15 protein-coding genes and 2 pseudogenes are annotated in these 18,667 nt (G+C 56.1%); 9 read left to right on the plus strand and 8 right to left on the minus strand.

The genetic code is table 11. The features are described from left to right. The first annotated feature begins 136 nt into the window (after positions 1-136). The 3 genes from ACYZT5_RS02490 (at position 137) to ACYZT5_RS02500 (ending at position 3,834) form a co-directional block, all read left to right on the plus strand. Positions 137-2,062 (plus strand): putative bifunctional diguanylate cyclase/phosphodiesterase, encoded by a 1,926-nt coding sequence (locus ACYZT5_RS02490; RefSeq protein WP_462049639.1) that lies wholly within the window; start codon positions 137-139, stop codon positions 2,060-2,062. A 146-nt stretch (positions 2,063-2,208) separates the two neighbouring features. Then, the gene (locus tag ACYZT5_RS02495) at positions 2,209-2,553 is read left to right on the plus strand and encodes an MCP four helix bundle domain-containing protein (protein WP_462049640.1); all 345 of its coding nucleotides are present in this window, start codon (positions 2,209-2,211) and stop codon (positions 2,551-2,553) included. A 159-nt stretch (positions 2,554-2,712) separates the two neighbouring features. After that, positions 2,713-3,834, plus strand: a complete 1,122-nt coding sequence (locus ACYZT5_RS02500; protein ID WP_462052173.1) for a methyl-accepting chemotaxis protein — start codon at positions 2,713-2,715, stop codon at positions 3,832-3,834. 180 nt (positions 3,835-4,014) lie between these two features. On the opposite strand, the gene ACYZT5_RS02505 is transcribed toward ACYZT5_RS02500, so the two are convergent. Beyond that, positions 4,015-4,197 carry a hypothetical protein gene (locus tag ACYZT5_RS02505; protein WP_462049641.1) on the minus strand — a complete coding sequence of 61 codons (183 nt, stop codon included), beginning with the start codon at positions 4,195-4,197 and terminating at the stop codon, positions 4,015-4,017. 56 nt (positions 4,198-4,253) lie between these two features. Between ACYZT5_RS02505 and ACYZT5_RS02510 the strand changes: the two are divergent. Together ACYZT5_RS02510 and ACYZT5_RS02515 are read left to right on the plus strand one after the other, a co-directional pair. After that, a pseudogene (locus ACYZT5_RS02510) lies at positions 4,254-4,304 on the plus strand (hypothetical protein); the annotation flags it as partial. 39 nt (positions 4,305-4,343) lie between these two features. Then, complete coding sequence (locus ACYZT5_RS02515) at positions 4,344-5,063, plus strand: LysR substrate-binding domain-containing protein (protein WP_462049642.1); 720 nt, start codon at positions 4,344-4,346, stop codon at positions 5,061-5,063. Between the two features lie 121 nt (positions 5,064-5,184). Here ACYZT5_RS02515 and ACYZT5_RS02520 read toward each other — a convergent pair whose 3' ends face one another. From ACYZT5_RS02520 to ACYZT5_RS02545, 6 genes and pseudogenes are all read right to left on the minus strand, one after another. Then, positions 5,185-6,774, minus strand: coding sequence for a gamma-glutamyltransferase family protein (locus ACYZT5_RS02520; protein WP_462049643.1), 1,590 nt, complete (start codon positions 6,772-6,774; stop codon positions 5,185-5,187). A gap of 17 nt (positions 6,775-6,791) precedes the next feature. Then, positions 6,792-7,982, minus strand: a complete 1,191-nt coding sequence (oxlT, locus tag ACYZT5_RS02525) for an oxalate/formate MFS antiporter (protein ID WP_462049644.1) — start codon at positions 7,980-7,982, stop codon at positions 6,792-6,794. 646 nt (positions 7,983-8,628) lie between these two features. After that, positions 8,629-9,380, minus strand: a pseudogene (locus ACYZT5_RS02530) (AraC family transcriptional regulator). A 58-nt stretch (positions 9,381-9,438) separates the two neighbouring features. Then, positions 9,439-10,134, minus strand: a complete 696-nt coding sequence (locus ACYZT5_RS02535) for a fumarylacetoacetate hydrolase family protein (protein WP_462049645.1) — start codon at positions 10,132-10,134, stop codon at positions 9,439-9,441. A 107-nt stretch (positions 10,135-10,241) separates the two neighbouring features. Continuing rightward, the gene (locus ACYZT5_RS02540) at positions 10,242-11,036 is read right to left on the minus strand and encodes a hydroxypyruvate isomerase family protein (RefSeq protein ID WP_462049646.1); all 795 of its coding nucleotides are present in this window, start codon (positions 11,034-11,036) and stop codon (positions 10,242-10,244) included. Positions 11,037-11,151: 115 nt separating this feature from the next. Then, positions 11,152-11,823, minus strand: a complete 672-nt coding sequence (locus ACYZT5_RS02545) for an aspartate/glutamate racemase family protein (RefSeq protein ID WP_462049647.1) — start codon at positions 11,821-11,823, stop codon at positions 11,152-11,154. Positions 11,824-12,163: 340 nt separating this feature from the next. Between ACYZT5_RS02545 and ACYZT5_RS02550 the strand changes: the two genes are divergently transcribed. Then, complete coding sequence (locus ACYZT5_RS02550; RefSeq protein WP_462049648.1) at positions 12,164-13,405, plus strand: alpha-hydroxy acid oxidase; 1,242 nt, start codon at positions 12,164-12,166, stop codon at positions 13,403-13,405. After that, positions 13,406-14,152, plus strand: coding sequence for a molybdate ABC transporter substrate-binding protein (locus ACYZT5_RS02555; RefSeq protein WP_462049649.1), 747 nt, complete (start codon positions 13,406-13,408; stop codon positions 14,150-14,152). A gap of 35 nt (positions 14,153-14,187) precedes the next feature. Here the strand turns inward: ACYZT5_RS02555 and ACYZT5_RS02560 are convergent, their stop codons facing one another. Continuing rightward, positions 14,188-15,213: a LacI family DNA-binding transcriptional regulator gene (locus ACYZT5_RS02560; RefSeq protein WP_462049650.1), complete on the minus strand. Its 1,026-nt coding sequence runs from the start codon at positions 15,211-15,213 to the stop codon at positions 14,188-14,190. 261 nt (positions 15,214-15,474) lie between these two features. On the opposite strand from ACYZT5_RS02560, the gene ACYZT5_RS02565 reads away from it, so the two are divergent. Further along, positions 15,475-17,196 carry an IlvD/Edd family dehydratase gene (locus ACYZT5_RS02565; protein WP_462049651.1) on the plus strand — a complete coding sequence of 574 codons (1,722 nt, stop codon included), beginning with the start codon at positions 15,475-15,477 and terminating at the stop codon, positions 17,194-17,196. 85 nt (positions 17,197-17,281) lie between these two features. After that, positions 17,282-18,607, plus strand: a complete 1,326-nt coding sequence (locus ACYZT5_RS02570; RefSeq protein ID WP_462049652.1) for an MFS transporter — start codon at positions 17,282-17,284, stop codon at positions 18,605-18,607. Positions 18,608-18,667 lie beyond the last annotated feature (60 nt).

The following is an 18,667-nucleotide window of genomic DNA, read 5'->3' on the forward strand; positions in this document are numbered from 1 at the left end:
CAAACGTCAGACCTGGCGGGTTCCCATTTTTCCTCTCTGGTAGCCCATGAGCCAATTACCACCAGCAAGTCCGAAGCAACCTGCAGTCTTTGCACAGGTGAGTGCGACACCCCGGCAATTGCACTGGTGCAAAATTTTGCCTAGCAGATGGGCGAGCTTTGGGTTGATCGCGGTACTGCTTGCAATCAGCGGCTTTGCAGTGTGGTCCTCAATAACCACCGGACGCCTGGGGCAGGAGGCAATCGCCTGGAGTCGACTGTCCGACCACTACACATCGGCAGGGGTTGCAGTGGCAGCCGCCAAGTCTCTGGGGCATAAGTATCGGCTGGATCCCAATCCGAAAGTGCGTCATGAGTTCAACAATGTCGTAACGCAACTGACCAATGCGCTCGAAAATGTTCACCGTTCAGGATCGCCTGAGGACCGCAGTCTCGTCGAGGGTGTTCGCACGGCGCTGACCCCTTATCTGGAAAGCATCAATAAGTTGTTCGACGCAGTCGATCGTGGCGATGACACGCAGGTGCGCTGGATCGACAACGAAGAGGCTGGCCCGAGATTCGAAAAGATTGAAAAATCCGTCCAGCAAGCCTCGGACAATTACCGTTACAAGTCGATTGTGGCGCTGGAGAAACTTCGCACACGGGAATCGTTCAACGCCACTACCACCCCAATCGTTTTTATCGCCGGACTGATCCTCGCGGGCCTGTTTGCCACGGTGCTGCAGCGCACTCGCTTCGAGCTCGACAGCCAACGCAAAGCCGCACTGCACGCTTCGCTGCACGACAAACTCACCGGGCTGGCCAACCGGACGCTATTGGCCGACCGTTTCGAGCAGGCGATTCGTTTGGCGCGGCGCAACGGCTCAACCACGGGCCTGTTGCTGATCGACCTTGACCGATTCAAAGAGGTCAACGACACCCTGGGACATTATTACGGGGATCGCTTGCTCGACCAGATTGGCCAGCGGCTGCTCAATGAGGCACGTGAAATCGACACTGTCGCCCGACTGGGAGGCGACGAGTTTGCCATCCTGCTTCCCTCCGTGGACGGCCTGGACGGGGCCTTCCAGGCAGCACTGCGGCTACACACCGCGATCACCGCCACTTTTGAGATCGACGGCGTCGAGCTCGATGTCGAAGCCAGTTTCGGGGTGGTCGTTTCCGGCATGCACGGTGACGATACTTCGACGCTAATGCAACGCGCCGACATTGCTATGTATGCAGCCAAGAAGCAGGGCATAGGCATACTCACCTACGACCCGGAATCTGATCGTCGATCTCCAGAGCGCCTGACCATTCTCGGAGAGTTACGCCGAGCTCTGGATCGCGGCGAGTTGTTCCTGGACTACCAACCGAAAGTGAGTCTGAACACAGGGCATGTCACCGGTGTCGAGGCGCTGGTGCGTTGGCAGCACCCGGTACGCGGCCTCGTGCGTCCGGATGAGTTCATCCCCTGCGCCGAGCTCACCGGAATTATCGGCTCTCTGACTTACTACGTGCTGAACCTCGCGCTCTCCCAAGTGCGGGTCTGGGCAGACGCCGGAATAAACATTCCGGTTGCCGTCAACATTTCTGCGCGCAACCTGTTGGACGACAAATTGGTCTTTCAGATTGTCGAGCTGCTCGAATGCTACAAACTGTCTCCGAACATGCTCGTGCTCGAAGTGACCGAGTCGGCCATCATGCTCGATTCCCATGCTGCTCATTCGATTCTGATGCGGCTCCATACAATGGGCATCCGTATCGCCATCGATGATTTTGGTGCCGGCTATACCAGCCTGGCTCAGTTGAAGGATTTGCCCATCAGCGAACTCAAAATCGACAAATCCTTTGTACTGGCCATGCAAAGTAATAAGGCCAACGAGCTGATCGTACGAAGTGTTGTCGAACTTGGGCACAACCTTGGTATGGAAGTCATCGCCGAAGGCGTAGAAACAGCCCACGTACTCAATGCCTTGGGTCGATACAACTGCGATGTCGCCCAGGGCTTTCACCTCTGCCGACCGATAAGCGCCGAAGCCTTTACGCGATGGTATGAAGAGCGAGAGTGCGCGAAGTATTAACCACCTTTCTTGCTATTTCAGACACCCAATGATCCATCACACGATGACTGCTACCGGGTCGAGCGGCGGTTCTCACGAAATGTCCGATAGGTCATTTTTCCACTCATTCCAGGTCTGGCGCGGATGCGCTCTTTTAGGTGAACAGCATGTCCCTTCGTAATATGAATATCGCCCCGCGGGCGTTCCTCGGTTTTGCCCTGATTGGCGGCTTGATGCTGATCCTGGGTGTATTTGCCTTGACTCAAATGAGCAGGATTCGTGGTGCCTCCGAGGTCATCACCTCGAACAGTTTGCCGAGTATCAAAAGCCTCGGCGAGCTCGGCCAACTCACCGTGCGCCTGCGCGTGCTGTCCTACCGTTTGTTGGTGAACCGTGATCCGGATGCCCTGCAGAACACCATGGACCAGTACAAAACGCGCAGCCAACAGATTCAAGACGTTCAGGCGATTTACGAAAAACTGATTGCCAGCCCCGAGGAACGTTCGGTCTAAGATGAGTACCTGCAGTTGCTAGAGCAGTTCTACCAGATTGTAGGACGGATGCAGACCCTGTCGAACAACAATCAGGTGGACGAGATAAGTAACCTGCTCAATACCGATATGGCGACCAACGCTGATGCTATCAACAGCGTTCTGAGCCGCCTGCTGGACATGAATACGCAGCAGACTCTCGTTACCAATCAGCAAGCTGCCGACCAGTACGCTTCGGCCTTTAACCTGGTGATCACTCTATTGGTTATCGCCACCGGCCTGACGTTGCTATTCGCCTGGCTGCTGACCCACAGCATCACCAAACCAATCGCCAACGCGTTGAGCGCCGCCGAAGAAATCGCCGAAGGGAACCTGACGCGCCCGATCACCGTCGATGGAGAAGATGAAGCCGGCCGTCTGTTGGCCGCCATGTCGAAGATGCAGGACAAGCTGCGCGATACCCTACAAAGGATTTCCGGTTCGGCCACGCAACTGGCGTCCGCCGCTGAAGAGCTCAACAGCGTCACTGACGAAAGTGCCCGTGGCCTGACGCAGCAGAACAACGAGATCGAACAGGCCGCCACTGCCGTCAACGAGATGACCAGCGCCGTGGAAGAAGTCGCGCGCAACGCGGTCAGCACCTCCGAAGCCTCGAAGAACGCCACCACCTCCACCGGCAATGGTCGTGGTCTGGTGCAGGAAACTGTCAGCGCCATCGAATGCTTGAGCGCCGATGTGCAAAGCACTGCCACCCTGATCGGCGACCTGGCCAACGAGTCCCGGGATATCGGCAAGGTGCTGGATGTGATTCGCGGCCTGGCTGACCAGACCAACCTGTTGGCGTTAAACGCGGCTATTGAAGCGGCTCGCGCCGGTGAAGCCGGTCGTGGTTTTGCGGTGGTTGCGGACGAAGTGCGTGCCCTGGCTCATCGCACCCAGCAATCGACCAGCGAGATCGAAGGCATGATCGGTAGTATCCAGACCGGCACCGAGTACGCAGTGGATTCGATGCGCAACAGCACCAAGCGCGCCGAGTCGACGTTGAGCATCGCCCGCGGCGCCGGCATGTCGCTGGACACTATCAACAGCGCCATCGTCGAAATCAACGAACGCAACCTGGTGATCGCCAGCGCCGCCGAAGAGCAGGCGCAAGTGGCCCGCGAAGTGGACCGTAATCTGGTGAACATTCGTGATTTGTCGGTGCAGTCGGCCACCGGGGCCAACCAGACGAGTGCGGCCAGTAACGAGCTGTCGCGGTTGGCGCTGGACCTGAACAATATGGTTGGGCGTTTTAGCCTCTAGTCCTTGAAAGTTGGCACAGGATTTTTCGCCTGGCTTGGCCGAATGCCGCCGTTACAAGCATTCGGCCAAGTAGCCTCATCGGGTGTCGACGATGGTCAAGCGAGGTCTGAAACTCCAAGCATCATTCCGGCGTGACATAGGGCATGTCTTGCCTGGAGGACGAGGCTTATCCGGAAGTTCTTACCCGCGGCCACTCACCAGGCAACCGGGTTCTGTTTTCATCCCGGATGTCGGCGCGAGCGTGAATAGCGTCTGGTTACGCGACAAATGACTGGCCTGCAGCAATTCCCGGGTGTAAGCCGAGCGTGGTGCACTGAACAGCGCGTGTGCGTTGCCCTGTTCAACGATGCGGCCATGCTGCATGACGACTATTTCTCGCTGCCTGCCGCGCCGGTAGCTATAGCGCCGCAGCCGAAGAACTGAATGTCACGCATGGCGCAGTCAGTCGGCAAATTCAGACCCTTGAAGACTGGCTGGGGCAGAAACTGTTCGAGCGCGCGGGGCAGCGCATGGCACCCACTTCCCATGCGCTGGCCTTCGCGCTGGAGGTCAGTGAAGCTTTCGAGCGAATCAACGACGCGGCGCAACGCTACGGTAAAGGCAGCGCCAGTATGTTGCTGCGCGTCAGCGCCCCCGCGACCTTTGCCATGCGCTGGCTGATCCCGCGTTTGAATGATTTTCACGATCGCCACCCCGGCATGTTGATTCAAGTGCAAACCGCCACCACCCAGCAGATCTCTCTGGCGGGCAGCTTTGACCTGGCTATCCGTCGTGGGTCGCCACAAACTGACCATTTCAGCGCCCATGCTTTCCTGGATGAATGGCTGACAGTGGTAGCGGCTCCAAGCTTGCTAGCACGTGTACCTCTAAATTCACTGGCGGATTTGGGTGAGCATCTTCTGTTGGAGACCGAGACGCGTCCTGGGGATTGGCAGCAGTGGTTGAACTCGGCAGGTTCAACCGAATACGGTTCTTCCAAGCGTCAGCGTTTCGATCACTTCTGTGTGACTTACACCGCGCTGATTGATGGTCTCGGCTTGGGTATTGGCCCCATGCCCACTCTTGAACATGACGTCAATGTCGGTCGGTTGGTGTTGCCGTTTGCCGACATCCGCACACCCAGCCGTTGGTATTACAGCCTGACCACAGCAGGCGTGCATAAGACGGTGATTCATCGCAAGTTCGAGACTTGGTTGCTGGAGCAGGGGAACATCGAAGACGTCAAGTAAGTAGCCCTTCCGACGACACGACGAGATGTGTTCAGTGGGAGGCGCGTGCAGGGAAGGTATAGCGGACTGGCTGAAGGTGAGTGCATGAAACGCAGCCTTGAGCTAATCCGCCATCCAATCGTCAGTACCCGGCAGCCGCTCCATTTCCCCTCGGGTCAAATGCACCTTCGAATGATCCGTTAACCAGCCGAACCGCCGCACCCGCGTGGCCCATGGTTTCGGAGAACGGACTCAATATTTCCATTTCGTGCCCTCGGGCCCTGAGTACATTCAGTACCTTGTCGTCGAAGCGTGACTCCATTTTCAACGTGTCGGAACTTTCACCCCAAGTGCGCCCCAGCAGCCAGCGCGGCGCCGTCACGGCTTGCTGCAATGGCTGACCGAATACGGCGTAGCGACTGAACACGGCGGCCTGCGTCTGCGGTTGGCCATCACCGCCCATGGTGCCGTAAACCAGGGTGCGTCCATCCTTCAGGCGTGCCGCTGCAGGATTGAGGGTATGGAAAGGTTTCTTTCCCGGTTTCAGGCTCAAGAGGTGGTCCGGATCCAGGCTGAACGACGCACCGCGGTTCTGCCAGTTCAGGCCCGACTCCGGCAGCACGATGCCGCTGCCGAACTCGTGATAGATGCTTTGAATGAACGACACGGCCAGCCCGTCGTTATCGATCACACCCATCCAAATGGTATCGCCGGGGCCTTTGCCTTCGCCCCAAGGTGCGGCTTTCTGCGGGTTGATTTGTGCCGCGAATGCTTGCAGGTAGGCTGGGCTGAGGCAGCTTTGCGGGTTGATCGTCATGTGGTCAGGGTCGGTGATATGGGCGTCGCGTACAGCAAATGCCAATTTGGTGGCTTCGACCAGGGTATGGATATGGTCGGCCCCGTCCGCAGAGAAGTCATTCAGACCGGCATGGTCGGCAATGCCCAGGATCAACTGCGATACCAGCCCTTGGCTGGGCGGTGTCAGGTTGTAAACGGTGCCGGCGCTGTGAGCCAACTCCAGGGGGAGAACGCGTTTGGCTCGGTAGTTGGCCAGGTCTTCGCGAGTGACCGGTGAACCCACTGCGTTCAGGTCACGGGCGATGGAGTCGCCCAGCGTACCTCGGTAGAAGCTGTCCAGGCCTGTTTCGGCGAGTGTGCGCAAGGTGACTGCCAGGCGCGGCTGTTTGAACAGGCTGCCGGCTTCAGGCGCAGCACCGTTGTGTAGAAACGTTTCGGCGAACCCCGGGATGCTTTGCAGTTCGGCTTGTTTGCTGGAAGTGGCCAGGTGCTGCGACGGCGTGGTGGGGATCCCGGCGCTGGCATAGTGGATGGCATCCTTCAGCAAGCGTGGCAATGGGGTTTGTCCACCCAGCTCAGCCGCTATGGCCAGCGCTTCCTGCCAACCGCCAACGGTGCCCGCGACGGTGAGTGCTGCGTCGGCACCACGTGTCGGGATCTTGCTCATGCCGTCGTAGCGGGCGAGGGTCGCCAGGCTGCCCGCCGGACCGCTGGCGTCGATGGCGAGTGGTGCGCCTTGCGCGGGCACGATCAGCCAGAAACCGTCGCCCCCCAGACTGTTCATGTGCGGGTACACCACGGCGATCGTGGCAGCCGCTGCGACCATGGCTTCGATGGCGTTGCCGCCTTCGCGCAGCACTGCCAGGGCGGATTGTGCCGCCAGACTATGTGGGGCTACGGCAATACCGCGGGCAGCAAGTGTCGTGTTCAACATACGATTTTTCCTCGTTATTAAGACTTCAGCGAGTGCTTGGCGATCCAATTGGCGCGCATGCGTTTGAGTACGAAAAAGGCGAGTAGGGCAGTAATGATGTCGAAACTGATGGCAACGGCGAACACCGGGTACCAGCTATCGGTGCTTTGGTGCAGCAGCGCGGCGACCGGGCCACCAAAAATCGAACCGATCCCTTGTGCCATGTACAGGAACCCATAGTTGGTGGTGGCGTGACGAGTACCGAAGGTGTCGGTCAGCGTCGAAGGGAACAGCGAAAATATTTCGCCCCAGCCCAGGAATACGACGCCAGAGAGCAGGACGAACAGGACCGGGTTATCGCTGGTCAGCAGCCACAGGCTCATGGCAATACCTTCGAAAAGAAACGCGAAAGCCATGGTGTTTTCGCGGCCATAGCGATCGGAGATCCAGCCGAATAACGGGCGTGTCAGGCCATTGCAGACGCGGTCGATGGTCAAGGCCAGTGGCAAGGCAGCCATGCCCATCACCATCACGGTGGTCATTCCGAAGTCCTTGGCGAAACTGGCCATTTGCGAAGTGACCATCAGGCCTGACGTCGACATCATTGTGAACATGGCGAACATCAGCCAAAACACGGGTGTCTTGAGCACTTCTCGAGGCGGCACATCGACCACAACTTGTTTCGTTTTCGGCAGCGATTCATCGCTCTGCGATGTCGGGGGTTGGCGCAGGAATCGCGATGCCACGAGCCCCACAACGCCCAGCGCCAGGCCGAAGGTCAGCATGGTGGTTTCCATACCGACATTTTGCAGACTGTTGCTGATAGGGAAGGTGGTGATCATCGCTCCCATACCATACCCGGCAGCCACTGCGCCGGCGGCAAGGCCGCGGCGATCCGGGAACCAGCGCACCATTAGGCCGACGATCCCGACATAAACGATCCCGGTACCCAGGCCGCCGACCACTCCGTAGCTAAGGTAAAGCATACTCAGCGACGAGGCTTGGCTGGCCAGCACCCAGCTGAGGCCGGACAGCGCACAGCCAAGGCCCACTAGCGTGCGAATGCCAAAGCGATCGACCAAGTAACCTTGCACCGGCGAAAAGAAGGTTTGCAGGATAATCAATAATGAAAAGGTTATTTGAACCTGTGCCAGCGAAACACCCAGTTTCGCGGTGAGTGGGGCGGTGAAAAGCGTCCAGACATATTGCGGACTGGAAATCGCCATCATACAAACAATGCCAATCGCAAGTTGATACCCGCGTGCGCTCAATGATTTAACCTGGGCGCTTTCTATTAAATATTGTTCTCTGTTCATTAGGGGGTGCTCGCAACTACGTTAATATCACGATGAAAGAGAGCAAGCGGCGTGCCAGAAGTTAAAGTTTGTTGTGGTGCATAAGAAAATTGTTAAATGATTGGGGTGTTTAGTTATAAACAGGCACGGTTTATTCTTTTCGCAATGGTTCGAAAAAATAGAGTCGAGCTATAGGTTTAATAAAATAATTTTTTAGTGACCTTAGAGTTGCACGATAATATCCGGGGCGTCTATCGCTAGGAGGTCGTCATATGCCGCTAAACGGACAGGAGGATAAAATGTACTTTTCTGTCGGATTTTCTTAAAGCAAACTTGTGGTGCGAAGTGTTCTATCTTGCACCATTTTGGTACCTTTTGATCGAGTGTCAGGGGAGTAGGGCACTGCACGCAAGACATACACCAATGCCACAGGAAAGCGAATCCTGGAGAGTGCACCAGGGATAGGCACGCTTCTTGGTCTCTCAGGGGGTTGTTATATAACGATAGTTTATTAAAACTTGCTGCTATTGATACTTAGCATTCAACGCTGAAGTGAATCAGCATAGGAGATCGACGCTCCTCAGTTGGGAGTCTGATGAGCGCGGCGGAATTGTCCTGGTGCGAGACCGTTCGCCTTGCGGAAACAACGCGAAAAATAAGCTTCATCGGCGAACCCACAGCCATGTGCTACTTGGCCTATCGGTAGTTGGCTGTTAAGTAGCAGGTAAGTTCGCACTCGGGCAAGAGCGTCTTTCGACCTCGATGGGTAGCATTGCTGGCACCCAGGGCTTTCAGCGGCTCGGCGAAGTGTTGGCACACCAGGCCAATGATTTGGAATAGATAACCTTTGAGTCTTTCTCGAACTCCAAACTCTCTGTTTAGATCTAATGCTCGCATGCGATCCAATAAAGTTCTCACTTCATCGAATGCACCATCCTCAAGTATGAAATCTATATGTTCCTGAAACCGAAATGGCGAAAGCTCGGGAGCATGCCCAATGGGTATGTCTTCCAAATCTAAAGGATCACACTTCAACTGAGGCAGAAAAAACTCCTGGCTGAAGTTGATGAGAATGAAATCGCCGTCGTCAGGGTGAGGTATCAGGTGAAGACGATGCGGGAGGATGAAAGCCATCGCTTTCCTGGGAAAGGGACGTACAGCGCCGCCGATATGTTGCACGGTGTCACCACCCAGATTGATCTGAATCTGGAAGTACTCGTGCCGATGCGGGCTGGTCAGTGCGGCTCGGCCCTGCTTATCACGGATGTAAAAGTCGTGCCGATCGCTGCGTTGCTGCATCCCGTACGTTTGTATGCGTGTGCTTGAAGGCATATGCGCTTCTCTCAATGCATAGACCGCACTTTAATCAGCAACGACCGGCACGCCAAGCTCATCGTTTACCGACAGTGAAACTCAGCTGACCGATACCTTCGATACCAGCGTTGACAACATCCCCCGGCTGCAACGCTCCTACACCTGCCGGCGTTCCGGTGAAGATGAGATCGCCAGCCTTGAGCGCTACGGATTTTGACGCATAACTGATCACATCACTGACTGCCCAGATTTGATCTGCGAGATCGCCAACTTGCCGCTGCTCGCCATTTACCTTGAGCCATACCTGCCCTTTAGCAGGGTGGCCAACTGCACTCACAGGTTGTAAAGCGGTGCACGGTGCCGACTGGTCGAAAGCCTTGGCCCATTCCCAAGGGCCTCCCATCTTTTTCGCCTGAGCTTGAATATCCCGACGGGTCAGATCAACACCAACGCCATATCCCCAGACGTAATCGAGTGCAGCCTCAGGAGATATATCTGCGCCATCCTTGCCGATGGCTACCACCAACTCGACCTCATGATGCAAGTCTGCAGTCAAAGGCGGATAGGCGATGGTTCCCTGGGCAGCAACCACAGCATCAGCGGGTTTCATGAAAAAAAATGGAGGCTCACGATCGGGGTCGTGTCCCATTTCCCGGGCGTGTTCACTGTAGTTGCGACCCACACAAAAAACGCGGCGGATAGGAAAGCGGGATTCGTTACCTTGGACGGCGAGTGAAGGGGTTTCGCCTGGGGTAAATACATACTGGGTCATCGTCTCTTCCTCTGTATGAGAACAAGTCTGAGTCTGACAAGGAGCACTGACGAAAAGTTGGACTTTGATACGCACATTTTGGACCTCACGTTGATAGCGACCCTTTCTCAGACGAAATGCGCACGCCAGCCGAGGCCAGCTTCGGTGCCATTGAACGGCCGGTATTCGCAACCGATCCAGCCGTCATATCCAAGTTCCAGCAACTGTTTGAAGACGTAATTCCAGTTGATCTCGCCCAAGCCAGGTTCGGAGCGCAGAGGCGGATCTGCGACCTGAACGTGGGCAATCAATGGCATCAACGCCTTGAGGCGGGTGGCGATGTCACCTTGGCTGACCTGGCAGTGGTAGATGTCGAACAACAGCCCGACATGCTCGCTGCCCACCGTCTGCACAACTGATGCGGATTGCTCCTGAGTCTGGACGATGAAGCCAGGAACATCGCGTTGATTCAGAGCTTCCAATACCAGCTTGATCTTGGCGTCACGAGCTAATTCGGCGGCCCAGGCGACATGGTCTACATACCGCTTGAAAGCATCGTCACGGTCTTCCCCCTGAGGCAGGATGCCGGCCATCAGGTGTACCAGCGGGCAATCCAGCGCGCTGGCGTATTCGAAGGCGCGCTTGAGACCTGTGCGACTTTCCTCTTCGTATCCTTTCAGGCAGGCAGAGCCAGAAGCAGTAACGGTACCTGGGGCACCCACGGGGGTATTGATCAACACCTGTTTCAGGCCATTGTCATTCAGACGTGAGCGCAACTCAGTTGCCGAGTATTCGTAAGGCGAAGCATATTCCACAGCCTCGAAACCAGCCTTGGAAGCTGCTGCAAACCGGTCCAGAAACGGTTGCTCCGTGAACAGCCACTTCAGATTTGCGCAAAACCGCGTCTTATTATTCTGCGTCATGTCGGTACCTCAGGTGTAACGAGACGGATAGGACGTGTGAGCAACTGACGTTCGTCGGGAATTGCCCCCTAGGTGTTTGCGAAGGAATCTTTCGAGCCGAAATTAACATCGCTGATCATCCCTGCGCTTGTGAGACTTCGACCAGCGTCCGCATGCGCTGAACCGCTGCATCAGGCGCTGTCAGCACCGGGACGTTAACCACTGCTCGAACCGCCGCTGCGGCGCGTGAGGTGGAGAAGTGAGCGAGCATGATTGCGTCGCAATCGGCCAATTCCGGCGCACGCTCTGCAATAAGCCTGTTATGGGTTTCGACGTCGCCTTTGCGCAGCAAGTCGATGGCCTTTTCAACGACGATGGTCTGCAGTGTCGCGTCCGATCCGATGCGGGAAACGTACTCCTCGAATTCCGCAGTCATTGTGCTGACGGCAGGAGCGAAGGTTGCCAGCATGCCGATCTTTTTACCTTGCGCGATCGCGGCTTGAAACATCGCTTCGTTTGGTTTTAGAACCGGCACCGGTAACGCTTTGACCATGCGATCAATAGCGGGACCGAATGCGGAGCAGGTGACCAAAACGCCTGCGGCACCCATGTCATACCCGTACCGACCGAAATCGACGAAACGCTGAATCAGTTGTGGAGACAACTCCGTCTCTCTAGCGCGATCAATGGTCAATCCATCATCCAGCAGGTTGACGATTTCCGCTTCTGGCCAACCACGGGCGAAAGCTTCCTGGATGGGTTGCATGGCCACTGAAGTGGCATGAAGTAAAACAATTCGAGGCGGCATCGGGTGGTCCTTTGTTATTGGATTACGCAGCGGCATTCGCATGGATGCAGCGCTTTCAAGCCTGCGTCGGACGTCTTTCAGCAAACCGGTAGCGCACAATGTAAGCCTTTACAAATTATCACGCCATTTTTTCAGAAGCGTCAACTGGAAGCCGCTGAAGTCCTTTGAAATAACGGGTTGACGGTGGCAAAACGAAAAATGACGGTCTTGTGATTGACGGCTATCAATGAACGGTTCTAGCATGTAAGCGCTTTCATATCGAGTTGTTTTTGATGCGACTCATGGGCCGGAGTCACGCTAGCGCTCCGATCCACGGCTAGCGCGTTTAACGAGATTTCGTATGACTTCAGACACAACAACAAAAAGCGCAGGCGTGCAATCCGATGCCCCAATCGCCGTCAACGTGCCGCGGCCTGTGACGACGATTCCCCACCGATTCCGCGATCTGTTAGCGCTGGATGATTTCGAGCGTCATGCAAAACGACATTTGCCTACCATGGTGTTCCACCATGTTTGCGGTGGCGTAGAAACGGAAACCGCCTTACGTGGAACGCGTGATGCCTACCGCAAATACCGTTTCGTCCCACGGATGTTCGTCGATGTCTCCGGACGCAATCAGGACACCTCGTTGTTTGGCCAGACCTTCTCGCATCCATTTGGAGTTGGACCATTAGGGGGGGCGGCGTTTGTAGCCTATCGAGGAGACCTGGTACTCACTGGTGCAGCCAAAGCGATGAATGTTCCTATGATTCTCAGCGCTTCGTCGCTGATTTCACTGGAGGACGTCATTGCTCATAACCCGCAAAGCTGGTTCCAGGCTTATCTCCCAGGCGACCCAAAACGCATTGATCCGCTGATTGATCGGGTTGAAAACGCAGGCTACAAAACGTTGGTAATCACCGGCGACCTTCCGGTTCTCGGCAACCGTGAGCACGTGCAACGCAGCGGTTTCAGCATGCCAATCAAGGTGACGCCCAAAGTCATGTGGCAAAGCGCAATGAAGCCGAACTGGTTGTTCGGCACAGTGCTGCGCACTGTCATCCAACATGGCATGCCTCATTTCGAGAACACCGAAGCCCAGCGCGGTCCAGCCATGATGTCCAACAACGTCGTGCGCAACACACATGCTCGTGACCAACTCGACTGGACGCACATTGAGGCCATTCGCAAGCGCTGGAAAGGCAATCTGATTTTAAAAGGCATCTTGAGTGCCGAGGATGCGCGTATGGCGCGTGATCTTGGTGTCGACGGCATCATCGTCTCGAATCACGGTGGTCGCCAGCTCGATTATGCAGTCGCCCCGTTGGATGTATTGGCTGAGATCGCCGAACACAAGGGCGCCATGAAAGTGATGATTGACAGCGGTATACGCCGGGGCACTGACGTTCTCAAGGCAATGGCGCTGGGTGCGGACTTCGTTTTCCTCGGGCGCTCCTTCCTCTATGCCGCGGCTATTGGAGGAGAGCAGGGTGTGCTGCACGCGATGCGCATCCTCAAAGAAGAAATTGATCGTGACATGGCGTTGGTGGGTGTTCGTCGCGTGCACCAATTGCATCCCGGCTTACTGCGGCGCGTCTCTTGATTGCGCCATTTATCCCGAACAACCGTTGAACAGGTAAACACGATGAACGAACAACACGCGGTACCAGGCGTACGACTGATGAGTGCGCTCGTCGTTCGCGCGCCATTTGATGCCTCTATTTTGCCGGCCTTCGAGGCGAAAGGCGGAGTCGTGGACATCGATTGGGCTCCCACCACTGTGCTGATGGACAACATCGAAAAAGGCGCACGGGGCGACGCGATCATTGTGACCGTCCCGGCAATGGATGAGTTGGTTCTGCGCGGAATTGTCGATGCTGCCAGTCGTGTCGAGCTGGTGGATTCCCGTATCGGAGTCGCTGTGCGATCCGGTGCCGAGCATCACGATATTTCTACTGTTGAGGCGTTAGTGCAGACGTTGCTTAATGCCCGCTCAGTCGCGTACTCGCTTGGCGGTGCCAGCGGCATCTACTTTCAGAAGCTTATCAGCCAGCTGGGTATCGCTGACCAGATCAATGCCAAGGCCAGCACCATCCCACAAGGTTTCACCGCCAGGCAGATCACCGAGGGCAACGCAGACGTTGCGATTCAACAGATCAGTGAGCTGCTGGTCGTCGAGGGGGTCGAAGTCATCGGTCCGCTGCCTGAGGCCGTGCAGAGCACGACTTCGTTTTCAGCTGCGGCATTCGTCGGTTGTGAGAACGCTGATGCCGTGGCCGAGCTGTTTGATCACTTGCGCAGTGACGCCTCAGCGATCGCCTACCGTGAAAAAGGGCTGGAACTTCGCTAAGCGTCATTTGCCAGGAACTGACCGGCCTCCAGAGGTTATCGGTTCTCTGGTGCCGGACCGGTGCTTGCTCGAACCATCAGTTTTGTTTCGATCAACGGCTGAGTACCTAGTGGCTCATTCGTTAATTGGCTTAGCAAATAATCGCCGGCACGCTCACCGATTTGTTCAAGGTTGATGCGCATCGTCGTTAATGGTGGGGTGAGATAGGCGGCATAGTGGAAGTCGTTCAAACCGATGATCGAAAGGTCCTCAGGAATGCGAACCCCTCGTGAGTGAGCGGCTATTTGCGCGCCAAAGGCCAGGATATCGTTACCGCAGATGATGCCCGTCGGCGGCTCTTGCAGCTCGAGCAACTCGAACATTGCCCTGCGACCATCCTCGAGGGTAAACGCGTCCTGGATCATGTAGTGGTCAGGCAGCGCCAATCCATCTTCTGCAAGCCTGGTGCGGATGGCTTCGATGCGTGTCGTCCACCTGTCGTTCGAAGGGCGCATGCCAATGATGAGCGCAATCTTGCGATGGCCGAATTCGACGAGGTGGCTGGTCATTTCGCGTGCGACCGCAGCATTGTCAAATCCAACGCTTGGGCGATTCAGGTCCAGGGTCCAGCCTTGTACGCAGGGAATGCCGCGACTTTCAATGCGCGCCCACATTTTGGGATGGTGGGTGTGACCCACCACCATCAAGGCGTCGACGCCATGCTCCAGCAGCGTGGTCACTTCGCGAAGCTCTATGTCCATGTCGAATTGGGAGTCCGCTACCAACAGTGTGTAACCGGCTTCGTGAACCCGGCGCTGAAAAGCGGCGAGCGGGCGCGAAAAGGTTTCGGCTGCGAGGTTAGGTACAACAGCGCCAATCGTCATGCTGCGGTTGGTCATGAGCGTGCGCGCTGCGCCGTTTATGACAAACCCCAATTCGTCGCACGCACGCTCAACAGCTTCGCGCCGGGCATCGCTGACAATGGCAGTGCCATTGAGCACTCGCGATACGGTTGCCGTCGATACGCCCGCATGGCGAGCGACATCAATCAGACTGACTTTTGGAATGTGATCGGTCTGCACGTAGGTATCTCAGGTTTCAGTTGTGATGATTGTGCATATTTTTGCCCGCTATCAGCAATGTCGATATCACTGTATGTGAGATTCGCTAAATCATTGACGATCGTGAGTCAGGCTTTTTGTCCAGGCTGTAGTACTGATTCGAAAGAAATCCTTTCTTCTGAAAATAGTATCAACCCGTTTTTCTCTCGTGTGATCACCTCCATAGTTCAGTCAGGACTCGTCTGGAACGAGCCAAACCTATAAGAACAATGGATCACGCTGATGAAAAATAAAGGCTTCTCCAAAGGGCTTGCCAACTATGGCGATGCTGGCTTTTCCCGCTTCCTGCGCAGCGCTTTCATCAAGGGCGGGGGGTACTCCAGCGACGCTCTCTCCCGTCCCGTGATCGGTATCGTAAACACCGGTAGCGCCTATAACCCCTGCCACGGCAACATGACTCAGTTGATCGAAGCGGCCAAACGCGGGATCTTCATGGCGGGTGGATTGCCGATGGAGTTTCCTACCATTTCCGTGGCGGAAAGCTTCTCCCAACCGACGAGCATGTACCTGCGAAATCTGATGTCCATGGACACCGAGGAAATGATCCTCGCTCAGCCGATGGACGCTGTCATTCTTATCGGCGGGTGCGATAAAACCGTCCCTGCGCAGATCATGGGAGCTGCTTCGGCAAACGTCCCTGCAATCGAACTGGTCACCGGTGCCATGCTGACCGGATCCCACCAGGGTGAACGAGTGGGTGCCTGCACTGACTGCCGTCGTTACTGGGGCAAGTACCGCGCAGGGGAGATCAATGATGATCAGATCGATGCAGTCAACGACCGCCTCGTAGCCAGCGTGGGTACATGCGCTGTGATGGGCACGGCCAGCACCATGGCGTGCATTACGGAAGCATTGGGCATTTCCGTACCCGGGTCTGCCTCACCACCTGCGGTTACTTCCGATCGCATGCGGATCGCAGAGTTGACCGGCACATGTGCCGTGCGAATGGCCAAAGAAAACCTTACGCCTGACAAGATCCTCACAGGCAAATCCTTCGAAAATGCTTTGCGAGTACTCCTGGCGATTGGCGGCTCAACCAACGGTATTGTTCACCTGACAGCCATGGCTGGCCGTATGGGCATCGATATCGACCTGATGCGACTCGACGACATGGGGCGTGACACACCGGTATTACTCGACCTGAAGCCTTCCGGCCAGCATTACATGGAAGACTTTCACCGCGCGGGCGGAATGGCGACCTTGCTCCGCGAGCTCAAACCTTTGCTTCACCTCGATGCCATGACGGTCACCGGCAGAACACTGGGTGAAGAGATTGAAAACGCTGCGCCTTCTTTCCCCCAAGACGTCGTGCGCACGATCAACAACCCCATTTATCCGCAAGGGGGTATCGCGGTGCTGCGCGGTAATCTGGCTCCCGGTGGCGCGATCATCAAACAGTCGGCGGCCGACGCCCGGTTGATGGAACACGAGGGCAGGGCAGTTGTATTCGAAGGCCTTGAGGATATGGCGGAACGCATTGACTCAGAGGATCTCGACGTTACCGCCGATGACATCCTGGTATTGAAAAACATTGGCCCCACCGCAGCTGCGATGCCGGAAGCGGGCTACATCCCCATTCCGAAAAAGCTCGGCAAGCTGGGTGTGAAAGATATTTTGCGGATGTCCGATGGCCGCATGAGCGGCACAGCGTTTGGAAGTATCGTATTGCATATCACCCCTGAAGCTGCGATCGGCGGGCCGTTGGCCTACGTCCAGAGTGGGGATCGCATTCGACTGAGTCTGGCAGAGCGTAGCTTGATGCTCCTGGTTTCAGACGAAGAGTTGGCTGAACGTCGACAGCAAAAGCCGATGACTCGCCCAACCGCGCCACGTGGTTATAAAAAGCTGTTTCTCGACACCATCACTCAAGCAGACCAGGGCGTCGACTTCGACTTTCTGCGAGCGGAGCACTTTACCGACAAGGTACCCAAGCAACGCGATTGATCAATTGTCGGTTCAGCAATCATGCGGCTGCGCTTGTGCGTAGCCGTCCCGGGATATCACAAAAATAATCCTCCGGAGGATCTTCATGACTACTAATTCGCTAGACGGCACCCTTGACCCCGCAGCTCCTGCGACTCCCGCAACGACGCTCAGCGCGACCTTCCGCAAGGTAACGATGCGCTTTCTACCCTTGTTGTTTCTTTGCTACTTGGTCGCGTACCTGGATCGGGTGAACGTCTCGTTTGCCAAATTGCAAATGCTCAATGACCTCCACCTCAGCGAAGCGGTGTACGGCCTCGGTGCAGGGGTGTTCTTCATTGGTTACTTCCTGTTTGAAGTACCCAGCAACATGGCCCTGCATAAGGTGGGCGCAAGGCGCTGGATTGCACGCATCATGATCACGTGGGGGATTCTATCGGCCGCTATGGCTTACGTGGAATCCTCAACCGGCTTCTATGTGCTGCGCTTTCTCCTTGGTGTTGCTGAAGCTGGGTTTTATCCCGGTATCATCCTGTACCTCACCCAATGGTTCCCATCGTCACGTCGTGGACACGCGACCGCATTGTTCGTTGCAGGGAATCCCGCGTCGGGGATTATCGGAGGGCCGCTTTCTGGTTACATCATGGCGACCACGGGCGGCGCGTTGGGGCTATCCGCCTGGCAGTGGCTGTTCATTATTGAGGCCTTGCCGGCGATCCTGCTGGGCATTGTGGTGTTCTTCTACCTGGACGACTCGATCGCGAAGGCCAAGTGGTTGAGTACCGAAGAAAAGACACTGCTCAACGATGCCCTGGCTGCAGACGCAAAGAATAAAACGCTCACAAGCTTTGCGTCTGTGTGGCGTAGCCCCCGCGTTTGGTTGATGTGCCTGATCTACTTCGGCATCTGCCTGGGGTCCAATACTTTCCAGTTCTGGCAGCCAACCATCATCAAAGGTTACGGCATCGATAACCCACTGTTCATCGGCTTGCTGTCATCGCTGCCCTACATGGTTGCATTGATCTCCATGCAGTTTGTTGGACGCAGTGCTGATCGCAGAAGAGAACGTCGCTGGCACGTCGCCGTGCCTCTTCTGGTTGCCGCTGTTGGATTCACGCTGTGCGTCCTGTTCAAGGCCAACATCATTCTCGCCATGCTGGGCCTGTGCATGGCGGCTGGCGGCGTCATCACCGCGATCGCCCATTTCTGGGGCCTTCCTACTTCGTTCCTGGGGGGTAGTGCCGCAGCATTGGGTATCGCGATCATTAACTGCACCGGCAACCTCGGCAACTTTGTCAGCCCTGTCATCATGGGGTGGTTGATCAGCACCACAGGCTCCATGACCGCAGGGCTCTTCTTGTCCAGTGGCTGGCTGATCATTACGGCCTTTGTGTTGATCAAATTCGTCCCCGCCAAAGTTGTTAACCACTGATGTGTCCTGAAGCTCGACGCGGGTGACCGCGTCGACACCTAGCAACGCCTATTAGAGGCT

It is taken from the genome of Pseudomonas sp. LB3P14 (genome assembly GCF_054898045.1).